Origin of the sequence: Mesorhizobium koreense, assembly GCF_031656215.1 — a bacterium.
Lineage (GTDB): Bacteria > Pseudomonadota > Alphaproteobacteria > Rhizobiales > Rhizobiaceae > Mesorhizobium_L > Mesorhizobium_L koreense.
In genome coordinates this window covers 4732457-4755027 of sequence record NZ_CP134228.1, presented here as the reverse complement: position 1 = coordinate 4755027, position 22571 = coordinate 4732457, and the positions used below count along the sequence as shown (strand labels likewise).

The 22571-nt window shown below is 63.7% G+C and carries 18 protein-coding genes; 9 read left to right on the top strand and 9 right to left on the bottom strand.

All coding sequences use genetic code 11. From position 1 onward, the window contains the following. Positions 1–87 precede the first annotated feature (87 nt). Positions 88–1365: a hemolysin family protein gene (locus tag RBH77_RS22640; protein WP_311029827.1), complete on the top strand. Its 1278-nt coding sequence runs from the start codon at positions 88–90 to the stop codon at positions 1363–1365. 127 nt (positions 1366–1492) lie between these two features. On the opposite strand, the gene RBH77_RS22635 is transcribed toward RBH77_RS22640, so the two are convergent. Continuing rightward, positions 1493–1678 (bottom strand): CsbD family protein, encoded by a 186-nt coding sequence (locus tag RBH77_RS22635; protein WP_311029826.1) that lies wholly within the window; start codon positions 1676–1678, stop codon positions 1493–1495. Positions 1679–1790: 112 nt separating this feature from the next. On the opposite strand from RBH77_RS22635, the gene RBH77_RS22630 reads away from it, so the two are divergent. Next, a complete protein-coding gene (locus tag RBH77_RS22630) occupies positions 1791–2474 on the top strand; it encodes a class I SAM-dependent methyltransferase (protein ID WP_371832811.1) in 684 nt (227 codons plus the stop codon). A gap of 129 nt (positions 2475–2603) precedes the next feature. On the opposite strand, the gene groL is transcribed toward RBH77_RS22630, so the two are convergent. The 7 genes from groL to RBH77_RS22595 all read right to left on the bottom strand — a co-directional run bounded on the left by groL (position 2604) and on the right by RBH77_RS22595 (position 12484). Beyond that, positions 2604–4247, bottom strand: a complete 1644-nt coding sequence (groL, locus tag RBH77_RS22625) for a chaperonin GroEL (RefSeq protein ID WP_311029825.1) — start codon at positions 4245–4247, stop codon at positions 2604–2606. A 65-nt stretch (positions 4248–4312) separates the two neighbouring features. Beyond that, complete coding sequence (groES, locus tag RBH77_RS22620; RefSeq protein WP_311029824.1) at positions 4313–4609, bottom strand: co-chaperone GroES; 297 nt, start codon at positions 4607–4609, stop codon at positions 4313–4315. A gap of 188 nt (positions 4610–4797) precedes the next feature. After that, positions 4798–6693 carry a pilus assembly protein TadG-related protein gene (locus RBH77_RS22615; protein ID WP_311029823.1) on the bottom strand — a complete coding sequence of 632 codons (1896 nt, stop codon included), beginning with the start codon at positions 6691–6693 and terminating at the stop codon, positions 4798–4800. Between the two features lie 225 nt (positions 6694–6918). Beyond that, positions 6919–8781, bottom strand: coding sequence for a pilus assembly protein TadG-related protein (locus RBH77_RS22610; RefSeq protein ID WP_311029822.1), 1863 nt, complete (start codon positions 8779–8781; stop codon positions 6919–6921). A gap of 176 nt (positions 8782–8957) precedes the next feature. After that, entirely contained in the window at positions 8958–9368 is a 411-nt protein-coding gene (locus RBH77_RS22605) for a GtrA family protein (RefSeq protein ID WP_311029821.1), read from the bottom strand. Between the two features lie 2 nt (positions 9369–9370). Continuing rightward, positions 9371–10852 carry a UbiA family prenyltransferase gene (locus tag RBH77_RS22600; protein ID WP_311029820.1) on the bottom strand — a complete coding sequence of 494 codons (1482 nt, stop codon included), beginning with the start codon at positions 10850–10852 and terminating at the stop codon, positions 9371–9373. A gap of 3 nt (positions 10853–10855) precedes the next feature. After that, complete coding sequence (locus RBH77_RS22595; RefSeq protein ID WP_311029819.1) at positions 10856–12484, bottom strand: hypothetical protein; 1629 nt, start codon at positions 12482–12484, stop codon at positions 10856–10858. A gap of 391 nt (positions 12485–12875) precedes the next feature. Between RBH77_RS22595 and RBH77_RS22590 the strand changes: the two genes are divergently transcribed. The 5 genes from RBH77_RS22590 (at position 12876) to RBH77_RS22570 (ending at position 19822) form a co-directional block, all read left to right on the top strand. Continuing rightward, the gene (locus RBH77_RS22590; protein WP_311032652.1) at positions 12876–13718 is read left to right on the top strand and encodes a TIGR01459 family HAD-type hydrolase; all 843 of its coding nucleotides are present in this window, start codon (positions 12876–12878) and stop codon (positions 13716–13718) included. Between the two features lie 14 nt (positions 13719–13732). Beyond that, the gene (locus tag RBH77_RS22585; RefSeq protein WP_311029818.1) at positions 13733–14731 is read left to right on the top strand and encodes a bifunctional riboflavin kinase/FAD synthetase; all 999 of its coding nucleotides are present in this window, start codon (positions 13733–13735) and stop codon (positions 14729–14731) included. A 122-nt stretch (positions 14732–14853) separates the two neighbouring features. Then, on the top strand, positions 14854–15678 hold the full coding sequence (locus tag RBH77_RS22580; RefSeq protein ID WP_311029817.1) for a MipA/OmpV family protein: 825 nt from the start codon (positions 14854–14856) through the stop codon (positions 15676–15678). Positions 15679–15885: 207 nt separating this feature from the next. Continuing rightward, on the top strand, positions 15886–18921 hold the full coding sequence (gene ileS / locus RBH77_RS22575) for an isoleucine--tRNA ligase (RefSeq protein ID WP_311029816.1): 3036 nt from the start codon (positions 15886–15888) through the stop codon (positions 18919–18921). A 247-nt stretch (positions 18922–19168) separates the two neighbouring features. After that, positions 19169–19822, top strand: a complete 654-nt coding sequence (locus RBH77_RS22570) for a hypothetical protein (protein ID WP_311029815.1) — start codon at positions 19169–19171, stop codon at positions 19820–19822. Between the two features lie 27 nt (positions 19823–19849). Here the strand turns inward: RBH77_RS22570 and RBH77_RS22565 are convergent, their stop codons facing one another. Then, the gene (locus RBH77_RS22565) at positions 19850–20281 is read right to left on the bottom strand and encodes a nucleoside deaminase (RefSeq protein ID WP_371832896.1); all 432 of its coding nucleotides are present in this window, start codon (positions 20279–20281) and stop codon (positions 19850–19852) included. Positions 20282–20372: 91 nt separating this feature from the next. Between RBH77_RS22565 and RBH77_RS22560 the strand changes: the two genes are divergently transcribed. Both RBH77_RS22560 and rsmD read left to right on the top strand, forming a co-directional pair. Then, complete coding sequence (locus RBH77_RS22560) at positions 20373–21971, top strand: pseudouridine synthase (RefSeq protein ID WP_311029813.1); 1599 nt, start codon at positions 20373–20375, stop codon at positions 21969–21971. Then, positions 21971–22552 carry a 16S rRNA (guanine(966)-N(2))-methyltransferase RsmD gene (gene rsmD, locus RBH77_RS22555; RefSeq protein ID WP_311029812.1) on the top strand — a complete coding sequence of 194 codons (582 nt, stop codon included), beginning with the start codon at positions 21971–21973 and terminating at the stop codon, positions 22550–22552. Before RBH77_RS22560 ends, rsmD begins: the two co-directional genes overlap by 1 nt. The last annotated feature ends 19 nt before the right edge of the window (positions 22553–22571 follow it).

The window sequence follows — 22571 nt, the reverse complement described above, 5'->3', positions numbered from 1 at the left end:
GCAAGAGGCCCTGTGAAAAAATGGGCGGAGCCGTTTCCGTACCCGCCATTGACCTCACTGCCGCTTCCCGCTACCGATCCGCCGCCCATGTTCGAGCTTTTTGTCGCCGCGGTCCTCATCCTTTTAAACGGTGTCTTCGCCCTCTCGGAGCTTGCGATCGTTTCCGCGCGCAAGGCGCGGCTAGGTCCGATGGCCGCGCGCGGCGTGCGCGGCGCCGCTGCCGCGATGAGGTTGAGCGACAATCCGGGCCGTTTCCTCTCGACCGTCCAGATCGGCATCACGCTGGTGGGCATTCTGGCTGGTGCGTTTTCCGGCGCCGCGCTTGGCGAAAGGCTGAGCGGCTTCCTCATTTTGCAGGGGCTTTCCGAGCGGGCGGCGGAACTCGCCGGCTATCTGATTGTCATCGGCCTCATCACCTTCCTGTCGGTCATCATCGGCGAACTCGTGCCCAAGCATCTGGCGTTGAAGAATCCGGAGCGGATCGCTTGCATGATGGCGCCGACGATGCTGTTCCTGTCGCGCGCGGCCGCGCCCATTGTCTGGCTGCTGGATATGTCGACGCGCCTCTTGCTGACGGTTTTCGGTGTCTCCAGCGAGCCGCAAAGCGCCGTCACCGAGGAGGAACTCAAGACGGTGGTCGCCGAGGCCGAGAGCGCCGGCGTCATCGAAAGCGCCGAGCAATTCATGATCTCAGGCGTCATGCGGCTTTCCGACCGCACGGTGCGTGCGATCATGACGCCGCGCACGGATGTCGAACTTCTCGACGCGAGACTGGATGACGTCGAACTGCGCAAGGCGCTGCTCGATTCCCGGCACTCGCACCTGCCGGTTTACGAAGGTACGCCCGACGACGTGATCGGCGTGGTGATCGTCCGCGACCTGATCAAGCCGCTCACTTCGAAACGCAAATTCGACCTGAAGCGCCATGTTCGGACTGCGCCCGTCGTGCCGGACACGCTGGAGGGGCTGGATGCCGTGCGCCTCCTGCGCGACGCCGAAGTGCCGGTGGCGCTTGTGCTCGATGAGTACGGTCATTTCGAGGGGCTTCTGACGCCGGCCGACATCCTCGACGCAATCGCCGGCGCCTTCCGGTCGGATACCGAGAAAGACGAACCGGAAGCCGTCCGGCGCGAGGACGGATCGTGGCTCCTCGCCGGCTGGATGCCGGTCGACGAGATGGCGGAACTTCTCTATCTCAGCCTGCCGGCCAAGCGGAACTACGATACCGTAGCAGGCTTCCTCATCAACGAATTTCAGCGCATTCCCGAAACCGGCGACCGCATCGACATTGGCGCCTGGCGGTTTGAGGTGGTTGATCTCGACGGTCGCCGCATCGACAAGGTCCTGGCCACGCGCCTGCCATGATGGACGAGTTTTCTCTGTAGTAACAACCGGTTGCCGCAGGCAACGGAATCTCTTGCGGAACTTCCGCTTGGGCGAATATGAAAAAGGCGGCTCGGTCGCCGCCTTCCTCTCTTCGATCAGCATCGGCTTAACGGCGTGCCGCGTCCTTCACGTTTTCCTTGGCGTCGCCATAGGCCTTCTGCATCTTCCCGGCAGCCTTCTCGACCTTGCCTTTGACCTCGGTCTTCTTCGAGCCCGTCACCTTGCCGGCCGCTTCCTTAACGGCACCGGATACCTGTTTCGTCGCACCCTTCACCTGATCCTTGTTCACCATCTGCGTGCTTCCTTGCATGGTTGGAGTTAGTGTCGCGGCCATGACGACGGGAGAACGCGCTATAGCGTGACCGGTTCCTCAAAAGGTGGTTTGATAGTGCGTTGCTTTGAGGATGGTTTCTGCATTGAACGGCACCGCTCGCGGACCGGCTGATGCCGGCGTCGACCCCGCCAGCTTCATCAAGATGAACATGCGGCTTCAGCCCGTGCCGTCGATCCCCGAGATCAGCCTCTATATGGCGCATCCAGCCAGCAACCTTTGGCGCCTGACGGGAAAAGGCGGGGAGGGGCGGCCGCCTTACTGGGCCTATGTCTGGGCTGGCGGTGCTGCGCTTGCCCGTCATTTCCTCGACCGGCCGGAGAGCGTCCGCGGCCGAAAGGTTCTGGATCTCGGCGCGGGCGGCGGCATCGTCGGCATCGCGGCCTTGAAGGCTGGAGCGGTTTCAGTGACGGCGGCCGAGATCGACGGCAACGGCATTGCAGCGATCGGCCTGAATGCAGGTGCCAATGGCGTGACGGTGGAGATCGTCGGCCGTGATCTGACCCGGACCGATGCGCCATCTGCCCTCGACCTGGTCGCGGTCGGCGATCTGTTCTACGCCGCCGGTCTTGCGAGGCGCGTCACGTGCTTTCTCGACAATTGTCTCGCCGCGGGGGCCGAGGTGCTGATCGGTGATCCGGGAAGGGCTTTCCTGCCGCGTGCCCGGCTGGAGCCGATCGCGGAATATGCGGTACCGGATTTCGGCGATGGTGGGGCAGCGCTGAAGCCGAGCACGGTCTTTGCCTACCGGCAATGAAAAAGGGCGGCCTTGCGACCGCCCTTTCCCGATAGATGCTGGGAGAGTGGACTTAGAAGTCCATCCCGCCACTCAAGCCCGCTTGCGGGCTTGAGCATTGTCAGTTGATGGGCGTGCTTATGGACTTTCTTAGAAGTCCATGCCGCCCATGCCGCCCATGCCGCCGCCGGGCATCGCCGGAGCCGGCGAGTCCTTCTTCGGTGCCTCGGCGATCATGGCCTCGGTCGTGACCAGCAGACCGGCGACCGACGCCGCATCCTGCAGCGCGTGGCGCACGACCTTGACCGGATCGACGATCCCCATCGTGATCATGTCGCCATATTCGCCGGACTGGGCGTTGTAGCCGAAGGTGTTACCTTTGTTTTCCAGGATCTTGCCGGCCACGATCGAAGCTTCAGCACCGGCGTTGGTCGCGATCTGGCGGGCGGGAGCCTGCAGAGCGCGGCGCACGATGTTGATGCCTGCCGTCTGGTCGGCATTGGCGCCGACCGACTTGATCGCCTGCGTGGCGCGCAGGAGAGCGACGCCGCCGCCAGCCACGATGCCTTCTTCGACGGCCGCGCGGGTCGCGTTGAGAGCGTCGTCGACGCGGTCCTTCTTCTCCTTGACCTCGATCTCGGTCGAGCCGCCGACGCGGATCACCGCGACGCCGCCCGCCAGCTTGGCCAGACGCTCCTGCAGCTTCTCGCGGTCGTAGTCCGAGGTGGTCTCCTCGATCTGCGCCTTGATCTGGCCGACGCGGCCCTGGATCTCGGCCTTCTTGCCCGCGCCGTCGACGATGGTGGTGTTCTCCTTCTCGATGCGGACGCGCTTGGCGCGGCCCAGCATGTTGAGGCCGACATTCTCGAGCTTGATGCCGAGATCCTCGGAAATCACCTGACCGCCAGTCAGGATGGCGATGTCTTCCAGCATGGCCTTGCGGCGATCACCGAAGCCCGGCGCCTTGACGGCCGCAACCTTGAGGCCGCCGCGCAGCTTGTTGACGACGAGCGTGGCAAGAGCCTCGCCCTCGACATCCTCGGCGATGATGACAAGCGGCTTGGACGACTGCACGACCGCCTCGAGCACCGGCAGCATGGCCTGCAGGTTGGAGAGCTTCTTCTCGTGGAGCAGGATGTAGGCGTCCTCGAGTTCGGCGACCATCTTGTCCGGGTTGGTGATGAAATAGGGCGAGAGGTAGCCGCGATCGAACTGCATGCCTTCGACGACCTCGAGCTCGGTATCGGCGGTCTTGGCTTCCTCGACCGTGATGACGCCCTCATTGCCGACCTTCTGCATGGCCTGGGCAATCATCTTGCCGACCGACTCGTCGCCGTTCGCCGAGATGGTGCCGACCTGCGCGACTTCCTCGGACGTCTTGATCTTCTTGGCGCCCTTCACGAGGCTGGCCACCACATCGGCAACGGCAAGGTCGATGCCGCGCTTCAGGTCCATCGGGTTCATGCCCGCGGCAACGGCCTTATGGCCTTCCTGGACGATCGACTGAGCGAGGACGGTCGCGGTGGTGGTGCCGTCACCGGCCATGTCATTGGTCTTGGCGGCGACTTCGCGCACCATCTGAGCGCCCATGTTCTCGAACTTGTCCTCAAGCTCGATCTCCTTGGCGACGGTGACGCCGTCCTTGGTGATGCGCGGCGCGCCGAACGACTTGTCGAGCACGACGTTGCGGCCCTTCGGCCCCAGCGTGACCTTCACCGCGTCGGCGAGGATGTTGACACCGCGCAGCATGCGCTCGCGTGCGTCACGAGAGAATTTTACTTCCTTGGCAGCCATATTTTTCAGCTCCTGGGCATTGCGCCCGAAATGTCAGGTTGAAGATGCGGGGTGGGTGAGGCGTCTCAGCCGATCACGCCCATGATGTCGGATTCCTTCATGATCAGGAAATCCTCGCCATTGAGCTTGACTTCCGTACCCGACCACTTGCCGAACAGGATACGGTCCCCGGCCTTCACGTCGAGTGGAACAAGCTTGCCCGCCTCGTCGCGTGCGCCCGAACCGACGGCGATGATTTCGCCTTCCTGCGGCTTCTCCTTGGCGGTATCCGGGATGATGATCCCGCCGGCCGACTTCTCCTCAGATTCGACCCGGCGTACGACCACGCGGTCATGAAGCGGGCGGAATTTCGTCTTTGCCATGTTATTGAACCCTCGGAATGGGATGTTGACAACTCTTCCGTCCGGATACCCGGAACGGCTGCTAGCACTCATATTGCACGAGTGCTAACGTGGCGGTGAGATAGTTTCGCTCGCTCGTGGAGTCAAGGCGTTCGCCAGCGGAATCATGCTGTTCGCATCAGGCGCGAAAGTCGGGAGGGGACCGTTCGTCAGCCCACGATCCTGAGATTCGACAGTTCGTTGGCGATTTCCTTGAAGTCTTCCGACAGCGTCGCGCCGGTGGCGTTCCAGAACAGTTTGGCCGGCTTGCTCGGATCGCTTGGGTCGGTGCGGAAGCGTGAATCCGATGAGCAGGAGCGCAGGGCCGCGATCTGCGTCTGATCCGCGGTCTTCGTTTCGTCGAGGTCGAGCGCCACCGTCATCACCATCATGCCGGCCTTTTTGGCGTTCGCGCACAGCGCCGCCATGTGCTCGTTCATCGCCACGGTGTAGTTGCCGTTGGAATAGTCGAACTGGCCGACATTGCTGTCCGTGCCGAGGAACAGCCGCGGCGTCGACGTCCCGTTGTAGCCCGGGTTGACGTAGCCGTAGGCGGAATAGATGGACTTGTTGTCGGCCGGATCGCTGTAACCGAGCGATCCCGGCGTATAATAGGTGTTCGCCCCGTCGGTCAGCACGATGACGACCTTGTCGTTGCCCTTTTGGCCGTCCGGGCGTCCCTCTGTGAACGGGGCGCCACTTGAGATCGCGCGCCAGCCCCATGCGAGGCCTGAAGGCACGCTGGTGCCGCCGTTCGGCTGCATGGCATCGATGGCGTTCTTCACGGTCGTCAGCCCGTCCGCCACCGTGACATCGGTAAGCGGTGTGATCGGGCCTGTCGTGCAGGAGTAGTTGGGCCCCGTTCCCTTGGACGAACCGACGCCATAGGGCCGGACGGCATAGTATTTCGCCATGCCCTGCTCGCGCGCGAGACCGGTCGTCGCGTCCGCGTTGTCGTTCCAGTAATTGTTGGCAGCGCCGTAGCCGGAGGGGTTCGGCTTGGTGTCGGTCGCCCAACGGTCGCCCGGTTCGTCCGGCGCGAACATCGGTACAAACAGCGTCGCGGGGTCCGTCGGGTCGGGCGGCGCGTCACTGTCGCCGTAAGGGTAGGGTCGCTCCTCCACACAGCCCTGCCAACTCGAATACTGGCCGATCGTGTTGTCGTAATAGCCCGTATCCTGCCAGTGGCCGTCGGTGCAGATGCCGCTGTATTTGTTGGTTTTGGTGCAGACATATTCTTGCCCGGTGGAGACCCACTCGCGCGAACTTACATATTTCATGTCCTGGTAGAGCGAGAAGCGGGTGAGCAGGTCGCCCTCCTCGTCGCCCCAGTCCGATCCGGCCTTGACCCATTTGCCGTCGACCTTTTCCGCCCGGCGATTACCGGTGGACATGGAAGCCCAGTTGAAATTCTCGTGATGGATGGGCGAAATCCCCTCGGTGTCCATCCATTCGGCGCTTGCATATTGCGGGCCGACATTGACCGATGCGGCAAACGGCACGACCGCGAACTGGACCGGCTTGTCCACCTGTTTGATGAGAAGCGCCTGCGCGGCCAGCGTATCGACGAGTTGCTTGGCGGCATCCTTCAAAAGGTCGATGCGGTCTTCGCCGGAGCCCGTGCCGGGATCGCTCATCGAGCCGGAATTGTCGAGCACAAGCGCGACTTCCAGCGTGTTCTTCAGCCTGACCTCCGTCCTGGTAGCCAGGTGGATGTCGTTGCTGGTTGCGCCGTTCAGCATCTGCTTGAAGACCGGCAGGAAGTAAGGCTTGTAGTCGAGCACGGCGTCGAGCTTGAGCGTGCCGCCGCCATTGGCCGTGGTCGGCAGCGTCACTGTAAGAGTCGTGTCCGCGGGGTCGACGCCGCCGAGATTGGCGTGAAAGAAATCGGTCGCGTAGGCGATGAGTTGGGTGTCGGTGGCGCCGTCGACGACATGCCGGGCCGTGGCGATCGCCGCGGCGTCCAGCGCGTGCTCGACAAGCTGTCTCTCGCGGGTCATCTCGGCATAGTCGACGGCAATCGCCACGCCGCCCATGATCGGCAGCATGGCGACCGCCGTGATCATCGCAAAATTCCCGCGGAGATCCCTCCGGAACCGGCGGATCATGAAGCCCCTCGCTCAAGGCGGCGTATTGCGCCCGCCTTCTTGTGACACGAATGCTCTAACCGGGCGTTTGCAAATCCCTTCGAATGAGCGTTCGTCGATTGGCCGGCTGTTAACCAATGGATTGCGCAGCCGCGTCTAAGAAAGACGGGCCGCATGCGTTCCGTTTCTGTAATGGGACCGTGGTCAGCCGATGATGCGCAGATTGGAGAGTTCGTTGGCGATGGCCTTGAAGTCGTCCGACAGGCTTGCTCCCGTGGCGTTCCAGTAAAGCTTCGCGGGCTTGCCTGTCGCCGGGTCGATGCGGAAGCGCGATTCGGAAGAGCAGGCCTTGAGCGCGTCCATTTGCGTCTTCTCGGTCTTATCGTTCTGATTGAGGTCGAGCGACACGGTCATGAGTATTATTTTCGAGGCTTTGGCGTTTTCGCACAGCGTGCTCATTTTCTCGTTCAGCGCCTCGGTGTAGTTGTCGTTGGAAAACGTGTCTTTCTCCACATTGTCGTCGGTGCCCATATAGAGCCGCGTCGTGGAGCCGCCATTGTAGTTCTTGCCGGTATAGCCATAGTCGGAATAGATCGATTCATTGTCGGCGGGATCGCTGTAGCCGAGCGACTGGGGCGTGTAATAAGTATTGGCGCCGTCGGTGAGCACGATGACGACCTTGTCGTTGCCGCGTTCCGACTCGGGGCGGCCTTCGGTGAAGGGGGCGCCGCTCGAGACCACACGCCAGCCCCACGCCAGTCCGGACGGTACGCTGGTGCCGCCGCTCGGCTGCATGGCGTCGATGGCGTCGGTGATCGTCTTCATCCCCGCATCGGTCGTCACGTCTGTCAATGGCGTGATCGGCTGGGTGGTGCAGCTTGCGTTGGGGCCGGCATTCATGCCCGCGGGCGATGTACCGTAGGGAGCGACATAGCCGGTAGTTGGAATGTCAAAGTATTTCGGCATATAGGACTGCCGCGTCTTGGCGCTATTGGAAGTGGAAACGTCGTTCCAGTAGTAGTCCGTGTAATTCTTTCGGAAAAGATACCAGTTGTTCTGGGCTCCGCTCGTCTCGTCGGGCGCGAACATCGGCACGAAAAGCGTCGCCGGATTCGACTTGTCGGGAGCTGCATCCGTCACGTCAAACGGGCTCGGACGCTGCTCCACGCAACCTTGCCAACTCGTATAGTTGGCCTTCTTCGTCTGGCCGCTATTGGTATAGTACTTCATCTCATTGTAGAGAGTGAAACGCGTGACTTTCTGGTTCTCCTGCAAGCCCCAGTCCTTGCCGACTTTGTAGTAGATGCCGTTGATCTGCTTCACTTGTCGATTGGGATTGGTGAATGAGCTCCAGTCGAAATTCTCGTGATGGATCGGCGAGATGCCGTCCGTGTCCATCCAGCCCGCACTGGCGTTTTGCGGCCCCACATTCACCGAAGCAGCGAACGGCACGAGGCCGAACTGGACGGGCTTGTCCACCTGTTTCACCTGCGCGGCGCTGTTCACCAGCGTGGTGACGAGTTCCTTGGAGGCCGACTTCAAGAGATCGATGCGCTTCTGGCCCGATCCGGAGCCTCGATTCGACATCGAGCCGGAATTATCGAGCACGAGCGCGACCTCCAGCGTGTCCTTGAGGCGCACCTCGGTGCTGACGTTGAAGTTCAGCTTCGAATCCAAGGAAGACGAATCCTTGCCGAGCAGGGCGAGGAAAACCGGATAGAAATAGGGACGATAGCGCAGCGTGGCGGTCATGCCGAGCGTTCCGCCGCCGCTATCGGAGGCGGGCAATGTGACCGTCAGCGTCGTATTCGCCGGCTTGACGGGCCCGAGATTGGCGTCGAAGAAGGAATTGGCGTAGCTGGTCAGCACCGTGTTGTCCGCGCCTTGCAGATAGCGATAGGCCGTCGCCACGCCGGCCGCGTCGAGCGCGTGCTGTGTGTATTGGTATTGCCGGTTCATTTCAGTGTAGTCGACACCGACCGCGACGGCGCCCATCAGGGGAATCATCGTGATCACCGTGATCAATGCGTAATTGCCGCGCTGATCGGCCAGAAACCTGCGCAACATCGCCCGTTCACCCCATTGCGTGGAATATCGCCGGGCGAGGATGTCAAAAATAATCTAATTTCCCGTGTAGGAGGTACTAACAAAAAAATAATGATGGTTCACCGCCCGTTCACCATCTCGGAAATGGCCGGCAGGGAGATCGGTATTCGGTCGATGGATGGCGCCTGCAGGAACGCTCAGGCGCGGAACGTTACATGCTTGTGGCCGAGATAATTGACCAGCGCCCCGGCGGCGATACCGAGGGCATGCGCCGCTCCTTCGAGGGCGGTTGCCGGCAGGGGCAGGAAGGATATGGCCTCTTTCGCGCCGATCGCGACGACGACGGTAACCACCGCGCCGCCGGCATTGACGAACAGGAAGTCGCGGATCTCGAGAAGAAGCGGTCGTGTTCCTTTCGACCCGAAGACCCAGAAGCGGTAGATGACGAAACCGTAAGCCATGCCAATGGCAAGTGCCGCGAGCACGGCCGGGGTGAAAGGCATCACTTGGCTGAGCGGAAAGCGGACGAGCCAGTTGAGAAGCGCTGCGCTTCCTCCCCCCAGAAGGAAGCGCATCCGTGGATCGGAAAAAAGGCCGACGGGGATCATGTCTATCCGATCCATGCCGCCGCGAAGCACAGCGTCAATACGCCCGCTAGCGCGAGGCTCGGTCTGTCCCTTACCGCGAAGGCAACCGGGTCGTCATCCATCTGCCCGCGCTGGCACATCAGCCAGACCCGGCTGATGAACAGGAACAGCGCCGCCGGGAAGCCCCATAGCCACGCCGCGTTTCCATAGAAGCTCTGCCGGAACGCATCGTCGATGATGTACAGCACGAGGATCAATACGGCGCACATGCCTGTCGCGACGCCGATTGCCAGGATGAGCGGCAGGTCGACGGTGCGGTAGCCTCGGCCGCGCACGTCCGTGCCGCCGCGCTCGAGTACCGTGGCCACCTCTGTGTGGCGCTTGGCGAAGCTGAGCGAGGCGAACAGGAACATGGAGAACACCAGAAGCCAGGGTGATGGGGCCGCTCCGGAGGCGAGGATACCCACGCCCAGCCTGACGGTGAACAGCCATGCGAGCATGAACCCGTCGAGGATAGGCAGCCGCTTGATCCCCAGCGAGTAGGCGAGCGTGCAGGCGACGTAAAGAAGGAGGCCCGCGGCCACGGCCACGCCCGACAAGGCAGCCAGCCCGAAACCTGCCGCGAGCCCGACGGGTATCATCACAAGCCCGGCCAGTAGCGGCAGGCGTCCGCTTGCCAGCGGCCGCTCTCTTTTCGACCAGTGCCGGCGATCGTCCGCGAGATCGACGAGATCGTTGATGAGATAGGTCGCGGATGCGACAATATTCATCGCCATGAAGGCGATGCCGGTCGCGGCTAGTGCGGCCGGGTCGGAAAGCTTTCCCGAAAGAACGAGCGGCACGAAGACCAACGCGTTCTTGGCCCACTGATGGGGGCGAAGGCTGCGGATCAGGCTCTTCCACAGCGGTTGGCGCGGAAAGACCCGCGTCACATCGGCGACCCTGCGGGCCTTGGTGGCGACAGCAGAGGAAGCCTCTACGACCACTGCCGAACGGGCGGCCTTCCAGACCGAGAGGTCCGCCCGCGCGTCGCCGGCATAGTCGAAGCCGGCGGGGAACCGTTCCCGGAGCGCCCGCGCCTTGGCAGTGCCCTTGAGGTTGATGCGGCCATCGCTGGCGATCACGCCGGAGACGAATGGAATGCGCTGTGCCACCTTGCCGGCGATGGCCCGGTCGGCTGCCGTCGCGATGAATATCTGCCGGCCTTTTCCGGCCTGTTCGGCGGCATAGGCGATCAGGTCGTGATTGAGGGGCAGCGCCTCGACGTCCACTTCGGCCCGCATGGCCAATTGCTGCTTGAGCGCGGCGCGGCCGCGGAAGAGCCACAAAAGCAGCATGAATATCCGCAGCGGATGTTTCCTGACGAAGGCAAGCGCGGTCTCCACTAGAAGGTTGCCGCGCACCACCGTGCCGTCGAGGTCGAGCACCAGCGGTATCGCGGGTGCGGTCTCTGTATGAGGCGTCCGTTTTCGGTTCGTCTGGCTGGCGGCGGCGGTGTTGAACATGGTCTATTTTTCTCCGCCGCGATGGAAGAAGTCCCAGCAATCGTTCAGGGGCAGCCGGGCGAATTCCGTCTTCAGTACCGTTTCAAACGCATCCCCGTTCGGCTCGTCCCCCATGTTGCAACGCTCGACGAACACGCCGTCGGCGGAGGCGAGATAGGAACGGGCTTGCTGGTCGGTGAAGACCGGGATCGTACGTCCGACGTCCATGACTAGCGCCGTGCCCTTGGCGGGCGTCAGGTGCAGCATCCGGTCGAACGGGTCCGCGAAAGCCAGCGTGACGTAGCGCTTGGCAAAGCGGCCATAGCCGCGTTCGGTGAAGATGTGGGCGGCATCGACGGCGCTTGTCGCCCATGCGAGTTGCACGGCCGGCGCGTTGGTCGTGGGGTCGGGCGTAAGGAAGTAGCCGTTCCTCTGGACCTCGCGGGCAAGCGGCAGCCACTCGGCGGCGATGCGGGAGAAGAGCCTGGCGCCCTCGAAGGTGGAAAGCGGCACGCGCGTGCCTGGAAGCAGTTCGGAAAGAAGCTGGTTGGGGGCCGGCGCGCCTTCGCGGGTGATCGCGGTGAAGGGGCGCCTGACGGCGATGTCGAGCACGGGAAAGAGGATGGCGGCGAGAAGGCAGGCCGTCAGGACGGAACGCGCCTTCCATGCGGCGGGATGGAAGAAGAGCGCCGAGGCTGCAATCAATCCAAGGCCGCCCGTATTCTGGCTCTCGGCGAATAGTGCGGCCGCAACGAGCAGCACCGCGTCGACGGCGAAAGCCTCCTTTGCCAGCAACGTCCGTATCGTTGCGACAGGTCTTGTCCCGGCTTCCGTGGCTGCCGCCAGAAGGGCCGCCAGCGCAAGACAGGCAGCAAGCGCCAGTGCAAGCCAGTTGCGGAAGCCGGCGAAGAAGAATGCGTAGACCGCGCCGCCACCGTTCAGCCCGCTCATATGCTTCACATCGGCGAGGTAGGCCGGGACCAGTCCCGTGGCCGGCTGCGCGGCGAGCAGGATGGCAAGGAAACCGGCGATGGCTCCTGTGAGGGTTCGCGCGCTGCTGCGCCGCAGGACGATCGCCGCGACGATGATGCCGAGCGCCACCGCCCAGACTGTGATCTTCAGGAAGAACAGGAGGGCGAGGACATAGGCCAGAAGCAGCCAGTCATGGCGCGACTTGGGCAGTACGTACCAGAGCCCGACGAGGAAAAGCAGGCCGGTTGCGAAGCGGTTGTAGCTGGCGAAATAGCTGATTTCCGACAGATGCGTGCTGTCGAGGGTCATGGGCAGCAGCACGATCAGCGCAAGCAGGCCGAAGCCGGCCGCGAAGCGGAGAGTGCTCTGAAAGCGCGGCGCAAGCGCAGCAAGCGCCGGCAGAAGCAAGAGCCACATCAGCGCGTGCATGCCGACGAAGGGGTTGCCGGCTGGAAACAGCCTTTCGGCCGCCAGCGCCAGATAGAGGGTCAGCGGCCCGATCGGGGAGGAGAAGTCGACATGCGGGACCTGTCCGAGCGAGATGCGGTAGGCGCCGTCGAGCACGAACACGAAATCCCATATGGCGCGCCCGAAAGGGATGGTTGCGAGGAAGCGCGCGGCCGCGATAGCCGCAAGCCCGGAGATTACGACGATGCCCAGTCTCGCCGTGTACGCCGACACATGCAGCCCGTTCCGGCTTTCTGATAGGTAGGTAGACGCCAATTCAAACTCCGCCCGCAGCGGAGGCAAAATATTATGACAAGAAGGAAGGTCAAATAGAGTATTGTTACATTGTTAATATGATATAGTTTACTATTAACACAAAGAATTTTATTAAAATTATTGTATAAATAGGGTGTAGAGGATGGGACGCTTTCGGAAATTCTTGATGCGCCCTTATCCCGATTGCGCTTGCGGATTGCCGCCGTCGGCCCGGCACTGGAAGGGCTTCCGCGTCAAAGCGGGTGACATGGCGTAACGGTTCGGCTAATTCCGGTGCTTCCGAAGCGGCCCCCTGCGCCGCGATCCACTGTCCTTTCCGATTGGAGACGCCTTGCCGACCCCGCTTGCCATGATCGATACGCTGGATGCGCTCGCCGGCGAATACAAAGCCATCCTGAGCGATGTCTGGGGCGTCGTGCACAATGGCGTCCGCTCCTCGCCCGAGGCGTGCGCGGCGCTTGCCCGCGCCCGCTCGAAAGGGCTGGCGGTGGTGCTGATAACCAATGCGCCGCGGCTCAGGCGGGAGGTTGAGGCCCAGCTCCGCTCGCTGGGAGTGCCCCCCGAAACCTATGACGAGCTTGTCACCTCGGGCGATGTGACCCGCGATCTCATCGCCGCCGGCCCGCGCCGCGTCTTCCATCTTGGCCCTGACCGCGACATGACCATCTATGAAGGGCTCGACGTGGAACCGACGGACGAGTTCGAGGCGGACGCGGTCGTCTGCACGGGGCTCTTCGACGACGAGACGGAGACGCCCGACGATTATGTCGAGATATTGAGACGGCTTCGCTCACGCGACCTGCCCTTCATCTGCGCCAATCCCGACATCGTCGTGGAACGCGGTGACAGGCTCGTCTGGTGCGCCGGCGCGCTCGCTCGCGACTACGGGCAGCTTGGCGGGCGCACGCTGATCGCCGGCAAGCCGCATCGCCCGATCTATGAAGCCGCGCTGAAGGCGGCGGGCCGCATCCTGGGACGGGACGTGGAACGCACGGAAGTCCTGGCGATCGGCGACGGCGTCATGACCGATGTGAAGGGAGCCGAGCAGGCCGGCCTGGACGTTCTCTATGTTTCGGCAGGCATCCACGCGCGCGAATATGGGGAGACGCATGAGCCCGACCTCGGTCGGCTGACCGCCTTTCTGGACAAGCACGGCCAGCATCCGGTAGCCGTTATCCCGAGACTTCGCTGAACCCGACAGCCCGCATGAGCAAGGCCGACAAGATCCTTCGCGTCACCGACCCGCAGCGGCTGCCGGCCGGACTGCGCGGAGGAGTGGTGGCGATCGGCAATTTCGACGGCGTGCACAGGGGTCACCAAGCCGTTCTAGGCCGCGCGCTGGCGGAAGCGAAGGCAACGGAGCGCGCCGCTGTCGCCCTGACCTTCGAGCCACACCCGCGCAGCGTCATCCGTCCGGACATTCCGCTTTTTAGGCTGACGCCCGCGCCGATGAAGGCCTCTATCCTCGACAGGCTCGGCTTCGATGCCGTTGTCGAGATGCCGTTTACGCGTGCCTTCGCGGAGCAGTCGGCGGAAGAATTCGTCACGCGCATCCTGGATGGCGGGCTCGGCGTCAGTCATGTCGTCACCGGCGTCGATTTCCATTTCGGCAAGGACCGTCAGGGCGGCCCGGCCTATCTGATGGAAGCGGGCGAGCGGCACGGCTTCGGCGTCACGCTGGTCGACGCCTTCCGTGACGAGGGTGCGGAGATCGTCTCCTCGAGCCGTATACGGGCGTTGCTTACAGACGGCGATGTTGCCGAGGCGGCCGGCCTGCTCGGCTACCGCTTCACTGTCGAGGCAACAGTCTCCAAAGGCAGGCAGCTTGGCCGCACGCTCGGCTATCCGACCGCCAACATGGCGCTGCCCGCCGACACGGATCTGGCGCACGGCATCTATGCGGTAAAATTCCGCCGTGCCGACGGCACGCTCCATGATGGCGTCGCCAGCTTCGGCCGCCGCCCGACCGTGGAAGAAGATGGGGCGGCGCTACTGGAAACCTTCCTTTTCGACTTCACCGGCGACCTCTACGGCGAGACCTGCCGTGTAAGCTTCTTTTCCTTCCTGCGCGGCGAGGAGAAGTTCGATGGCCTCGACCCGCTGGTCGCCCAGATGCACCGCGACGAAGAGGAAGCGCGCGCCGTACTCGGCAAGGCCGTGCCGCTTTCGCCGCTCGATCGGGCGGTCGCCTTCCCTCCCGATTGATTCTCTTCCATGCCTCCGGCTTAAATCCCTGCTTAAATCATTGTTTACTTGCCGGGTGGAGAAAGCTTCCATATCGACGGGTTGATACCGGCAATCGAAGTCGCCTGAATGGAAAGGCAAGAATGAAGACGGGACGTGTATTCACCGCCGCCGCCGTTCTGTTGTTCGGTATTCCTGCAATCGCCAATGCAGCCGACATGGCCGATAAATCCCGCTTCGGCTGGTTTACCGGCGACTGGTCGCTCACGGTCGGCGTATCGACCTATGCCGAGCCGGAGTTCGAAGGCGCGTCGAGCTATCATATCAGCGCCGTGCCGTTGGTCTCCTTCTCGCGGCAGGGCACGGCAACGCGCTTTTCCTCGCGTAACGACAACATTTCGATCGGCTTTGTCGACACTGGCGATTTCCGGGCCGGCTTGACGGGCAAGTTCATCTTCCCGCGCGATTCCAGCGACTATCGTGATCTGAGGGGCCTGCACGATGTCGATTTCGGCGGCGAGCTTGGTCTTTTCGCCGAGTTCTATCCTTTCGACTGGATGCGTGTGCGCGGCGAGGTGCGCAAGGGTATCGTGACGCACGATGCGATCGTCGGCGATCTCGCGGTCGATGCCTTCACCAACCTTACACCGGCGCTGCAGATATCCGGCGGACCGCGCCTCTCCGCCGCCACGGCGGACTATTTCAAGACCTATTATGGGGTGAACGCGGCCGAATCCACGTTGTCGGGCCTCAGTCCTTATTCACCGGGCGGCGGCCTGAAGTCGGCGGGCTTCGGCGGCGCGCTGACATGGAAGACGACCGACAAGGTGACGACAAGCCTGTTCGGCGAGTACGAGCATCTGCTCGGTCCGGCGGCCGATTCCAGCATCGTGAAGGAACGCGGTTCGCCCAACCAGTTCCTCCTTGGTGTGTCGGCCACCTACCGTTTCGATTTTTCTCTGCATTGATCCCCCTTTATTCCGTGGCGGTGCTCGGTTACATACGCGCCATGAATTCCGCCGAGCGCTGCCGCTCCATACGAATTACCGGCCCGGCCTTCCGGGCGGCCTGAGGCCGCCGGCGGGTCCGGGAGATTTTTGCTTTCCGCGCATATTCCGCTTTGAGATGACATGGGCGCGCGGCCTTTGGCCGTCCGCCGCATAATGGCCAGAACGATGAACGATACGTCCGAAAAGATCGACTATTCCAAGACGCTCTACCTGCCGAAGACCGATTTCCCGATGCGCGCCGGGCTGCCGGAGAAGGAACCGCTTCTCGTCGAGCGCTGGGAGAAGATGGACCTCTACCGGCGGCTGCGCGAGGATGCGGCCGGCCGCCCGAAATACGTGCTCCATGACGGGCCGCCCTACGCCAACGGCAATATCCATATCGGGCACGCGCTGAACAAGGTCTTGAAGGACGTGATCACCCGCTCCTTCCAGATGCGCGGCTACGATTCCAATTACGTGCCCGGCTGGGACTGCCACGGCCTGCCGATCGAATGGAAGATCGAGGAGCAGTATCGCGCCAAGGGCAAGGAGAAGCCGGACTTTTCCGACGGCAAGGCCATCAACGCCTTCCGCGACGAGTGCCGCGCCTTCGCCCGGCACTGGATCGAGGTGCAGACGGGCGAGTTCAAGCGCCTCGGCGTCGTCGGCGATTTCGACGATCCGTACCTGACGATGAATTTCCACGCCGAGGCGCGCATCGCCGGCGAACTGATGAAGTTCGCCATGTCCGACCAGCTCTACCGCGGCTCCAAGCCGGTGATGTGGAGCGTGGTCGAGCGAACGGCGCTGGCGGAGGCGGAGGTCGAATATCAGGACTACGAGAGCGACACGATCTGGGTGAAGTTCCCGGTGGCTTCCGGTTCAGCCGATCTTGCCGGGACCAATGTCGTCATCTGGACGACGACTCCATGGACGATCCCGGGCAACCGCGCCGTCAACTTCTCCCCACGCATCGAATATGGCCTCTACGAGATCACCGCTGCCGAGAACGATTTCGGTCCGCAGCCAGGTGAGAAGCTGATCTTCGCCGACAAGCTGGCGGAGGAATCCGCGGCAAAGGCGAAAGTGACAATGAATCGGCTTCGCGGCATCTCGGCGGAAGAGCTTGGAAGCCTTATACTTTTTCACCCTCTCAATGGCCTCTCCGGTGGCTACGAATTTCCTGTCCCCATGCTCCCCGGCGACCACGTCACCGACGACGCCGGCACCGGTTTCGTGCACACGGCGCCCGGTCATGGCCGCGAGGACTTCGACGCCTGGATGGACCACGCGCGCGAACTGGAGGCGAGGGGGATCGATGTCCGTATCCCGTTCACTGTCGACGATGCCGGCTTCCTGACCAAGGACGCGCCGGGCTTCGGCCCGGACCGCGAGGGCGGCGCTGTGCGCGTCATCGACGACAATGGCAAGAAGGGCGACGCCAACAAGGCCGTCATCGACGCGCTGATCGCGCGTAACATGCTTTTCGCGCGGGGCCGGCTGAAGCACTCCTATCCACATTCCTGGCGCTCGAAGAAGCCCGTCATCTTCCGCAATACGCCGCAATGGTTCGTCCACATGGACAAGGAACTCGGCGGGTACGGGCTCTCGGCCAAGGGCAAAGCGACCGACCGGTCGCCGGGCGACGTTTCGCCCGCCCCCGCGGAGGCGTCCGCGCAGCGGACTGCCGTGAGCGCAGGAAATGACACCCTCCGCTCCCGCGCGCTTGCCGCGATCGACGCGACGCGCTTCGTGCCCGCGGCGGGCCAGACGCGGCTGCGCTCCATGATCGAGGAACGGCCCGATTGGGTGCTGTCGCGCCAGCGCGCCTGGGGTGTGCCGATCGCCGTCTTCGCTGACGCGGACGGCAAGGTGCTGAAGGACGAGGCGGTCAACGCCCGTATCCTCGAAGCCTTCGAGAAGGAAGGCGCGGATGCCTGGTTCGCCGATGATGCGCGTGAACGTTTCCTCGGCGCCAAAGCCAACGAGCCCTGGCACCGCGTCCGCGACATCCTCGATGTCTGGTTCGATTCAGGCTCGACCCATGCCTTCACGCTGGAGGACCGACCCGACCTGAAATGGCCCGCCGACGTCTATCTCGAAGGCTCGGACCAGCATCGCGGCTGGTTCCACTCCTCGCTTCTGGAAAGCTGCGGAACGCGTGGCCGTGCGCCTTACGACGCCGTCATCACGCACGGCTTCACCATGGACGAGAATGGCCGCAAGATGTCGAAATCGCTCGGCAACACGGTCGTGCCGCAGGATGTGATGAAGCAGTCCGGCGCCGATATACTGCGTTTGTGGGTGATGACCACCGATTATTGGGAGGACCAGCGGCTCGGCAGGAATATCCTGCAGACCAATATCGACGCCTATCGCAAGCTCCGCAATACGATCCGCTGGATGCTCGGTACGCTCACCCATGACGAGGGCGAGAGCGTGCCGCTGGCCCAGATGCCGGAACTGGAGCGGCTGATGCTGCACCGGCTGGCCGAACTCGACCAGGTGGTGCGCAAGGGCTACGACGCCTTCGACTTCAAGCGTATCACCCGCGCGCTGCTGGATTTCATGGTGGTCGAGCTTTCCGCCTTCTATTTCGACATCCGCAAGGACGTGCTTTACTGCGACGCGCCGTCGAGCGTCCGGCGCAAGGCCTCCGTCGAGGTGGTGCGCCGCCTCTTCGATTGCCTGGTGAAGTGGCTGGCGCCGATGCTGCCCTTCACCATGGAGGAAGCATGGCTCGACCGCTATCCGGACGCGGCTTCCGTCCATCTTGAGCAGTTTCCCGAGACGCCGGCGAATTGGCAGGATGAGGCCCTTGCCGCCAAGTGGCGTAGACTGCGCGATGTTCGCCGCGTCGTCACCGGGGCGCTGGAGATCGAGCGGGCCGCCAAATCGATCGGCTCCTCGCTGGAAGCCGCCCCCGTCCTGCATATCGCCGATGCCGGATTGCGCGCGCTGGTCGAGGGCGCCGACATGGCCGAGATCTGCATCACAAGCGCCATCGAGGTGACGGGCGCGCCGGCCCCGGCAAGTGCCTTCGCCCTCGAAGACGTGCCGGGAGTGGCGGTCGAGTTTCGGCGCGCGGAGGAACTGGGTCTCACCAGATGCGCGCGCTCCTGGCGCTATACGGACGACGTCGGCTCCGATGCGACGTTCCCGGATGTTTCGGCGCGTGACGCGGCGGCGCTGCGGGAATTGCAGGCGCTTGGCCGGTTGTGACATTTGCGCATCGTCCCTGTCATGAACGGCCGCCTGACCGGAGCGAATTTGTGGGCGGCCGCCGCTGGCCGTTGCCCGCATGGGTCCGTTGCGTTACAAGCCGCCGAGGGGCGTCCTGAGGGGACGCCATGTTGTCGCCGGATTCACCGGTCAAATCGCGGGCGTCGTCGGATCGGGTTCGGCGACGGGTGAGAGGCTGAAAAGCTTGGAACATATTGTCAGGTCCCGCCGGATCGCTTCTCGGCCTTTGCTGATCGCCGCTGCAGGCACGGCTTGCCTGTTCGCGGCCGGCTGCACGGGTGCGCCGACCTACGGCACGGGAACGCCTGCCGACAAACAGCTTCTCGACGACGTGACGGGGATAATCACGCTCGGACCGAAGGAAAAGCCGCGCGCGGATCATCGTCCGCGACCCGAACTGGTTCGGCCGGGGAAGAGCGAGGTCGCGGTGCTGCCGCCGCCGCAGAGCGACGTAGCCACCTCCGCCAACCCGCAATGGCCTGAATCGCCGGAGGCCAGGCGCCAGAGACTGCGCATGGAAGCCACGGCCAACCAGGGCGACCCAAACTATGAACCTCAGATCGCGGGACCGACTTCTTCCGCACCGCAGGTTGGTGTTGTCCGTACAAAGGGGGAACCCGTCTATCTTACGGGTGGCGGCCCGGGTTACAATCGCGACCAGAGCGCGGAATTCAAGCGCCGCATGGCGATCAACAAGCAGGGCAGCGAGACCGAACGCCGTTACCTGAGCGAGCCGCCGCTTACCTACCGGCAGCCTTCCGCTACCGCCCCTTCGGATCAACTCGGCGAGGACGAGTGGAAGAAGCAACGGGATCGCAAGAAGGAAGCGCTGAAAGGCAAGAAATCCAGCTTCCAGCTCAGCGACCTCTGGCCCTTCTGAATCGGCTAAGCCTGTCGGGTGTGCCCGTCACAGGCGCTTCTCCCGGAAGAATTCCTTCAGCAAACCGGCGGCTTCCTGCTCGCGGAATCCGGAATAGATTTCCGGCGCGTGATGACAGGTCGGTTGGCCGAAGAATCTCGGCCCGTTGACGACCGCGCCGCCCTTCTCGTCCGGCGCGCCGAAATAGAGACGCCGGATGCGCGCGAAGGAAATGGCGCCCGCGCACATGGCGCAGGGCTCCAGAGTGACGAAGAGATCGGCCTCGGCGAGGCGCTCGACAGCAAGCGTGGCGCAGGCTTCGCGGATCGCCAGCATCTCCGCGTGCGCGGTGGGGTCGGCGAGTTCCCTTGTCCGGTTGCCGGCCCGTGCGACGATCCCGCCGTCTTGCACGAGGACGGCGCCGATGGGCACTTCGCCCCGTGCCCCGGCCGCCTTGGCCTCTTCCAGCGCGATTTCCATGTAGCCTGTCTGTCGCACGCGTCCGCCTCGAATTCCTCTCGCAAGGGTTCTGCCCACCTGATAACTACGCGACCGGAAAGGCGAATGCCACATGGACGACAAAGAGAAGAAATCGAGGCAGGTGCCCCCCGAAGGCGAACGCATCGCCAAGCGGCTTGCCCGCGCGGGCATCTCCTCGCGCCGCGAGGCGGAGGCGCTCATCGCGGCCGGACGTGTCCGCGTCAATGGGACGGCGCTTTCCTCGCCCGCCTTCAATGTCGGGCCGCAGGATCGCATCGAAGTCGATGGAACGCCGATCCCCGCCGTCGAGCGCACGCGGCTCTTCCTGTTTCACAAGCCGGCGGGCGTGGTGACGACCAACCGCGATCCCGAGGGCCGTCGGACTGTGTTCGATTGCCTGCCCGGTGCGCTGCCGAGGCTGATGACGGTCGGCCGGCTCGACATCAATACGGAAGGCCTGCTGCTTCTCACCAACGATGGCGGGTTGGCGCGCGTGCTGGAGCTTCCCACGACCGGCTGGCTGAGGCGCTACCGCGTTCGCGTGCATGGCAAGGTCGAGGCGGAGGCGCTCGCTTCGCTGCGTGACGGCATCGCGGTGGGCGGTGTCTTCTACGGCGCCGTGGAGGCCACGCTGGACCGCGAGCAAGGTTCCAATGCCTGGCTGACGATCGGGCTCAGGGAAGGCAAGAACCGCGAGGTGAAGAACATTCTGGGTGCGCTCGGCCTCGAAGTCACGCGTCTGATCCGTGTTTCCTATGGACCCTTCCAGCTTGGTGAACTGGGCGAGGGCGAGGTGCTGGAACTGAAGGGCCGCCTGCTGCGCGACCAGTTGGGCGAGCGGCTGATCGAAGAGGCCGGCGCCGATTTCGAGGCGGCGGTGGTCAAGCCCTTTTCCAACAAGCCGGTGCGCGCGGGCCGAGAAGAGGTTGAGAGGCGCCCGTCGCGCTCCCCGCAGCCCCGTGTCGAGGAAGGTGGCCTCATCCGCAATCGTAAGCGGACGCGCGAACGGCAGCGCGAGGAAGCGCTGGACCGCCTGCAAACCGAGCGACCGCCGCGCTTCGACAAAAAGCGCCCCGACGACAAAGAACGTAGCCACGACAAAGGGCGCTCCCAGGACAAAGGGCGCTCCGAAGACAAGAAGCGGGACACGCCCCTCCGGGCACGGTCGTCGAATGTCTGGATGGCTCCGGGCGCGCGCCCCGTCGGCAAGAAGAAGGCCGAGGAAGCGCCCACGTCACGTCCTTCCGGCGATCGATCTGCTCGCCCCTCCTCTTCGCGCCCCTCCACTGACCGGCCCAATCGTCGTCCGGCGCCTGACAGGAAGCCGGATGAGCGGCGTGACCGCCCGCGTCCGCCGAGAGAAGAAGGCCGGGCGACCAGGCCCGGCGACAAGCCGGAACGCCATCGGTCAGCAGGAAAGCCCAGCGCCGGCAGGCCAGAAGGAAAACCCTGGGTCAGCGGCAGGCCGGCAGGGAAATCCGGCGCGGGCAGGCCGGCCGGCAAGCCCGGGGGAAGCAGGCCAGAGGGGAGCAGGCCAGGGGGAAGCAGACCGGGCGCGCCCCGCAGGGAAGGCGGCAGACCTGGCGGTGCCAAGCCCGGGCCCGGTGGTTTCGCCGGTGGTCCCAAGGGTGGCTCCGGTGGTCGCCCAGCGCCACGCGGCGGTCCACGCCGGCCGCCGAAGAAAAGCTGATGCGGATCGTCGGTGGCGAGTTCCGCGGGCGGCCGCTGGCAACACCCCGCTCGAGCGCCATCCGGCCGACCACCGACCGCACGCGCGAGGCTGTCTTCAACGTGCTCGCGCACCGCTTTGACGGCCGGCTAGAAGGCGCGCGCGTGCTCGATCTTTTCGCCGGCACCGGCGCGCTTGGGCTGGAGGCGCTTTCGCGCGGCGCGTCCTTCTGTCTCTTCGTGGAGGAATCCGCCGAAGGGCGCGGCCTGATCCGCGAGAATGTCGAAGTGTTCGGCCTTCAGGGCCGTACCAAGATATTCCGCCGGGACGCGACAAGGCTGGGCGAAGTGGGCACGATGCAGCCTTTCACGCTGCTTCTCGCCGATCCTCCTTACGGCAAGGATTTCGCCAGCGGGGCACTTGAGGCAGCAAACGCCGGTGGCTGGCTCCAGCAGGGCGCGCTCTGCGTGGTCGAGGAGGCAGCCGGCGCTCCCTTCGAGGCGGGGCCGGGCTTCACCCTTCTCGACAGCCGCGAATATGGCGACACGATCATCCGATTTCTGGAGCATGTCTCCCGAAAGTGGGCGCCGGTTTCGGGATAAAGACATGCGAAAAGTAAAA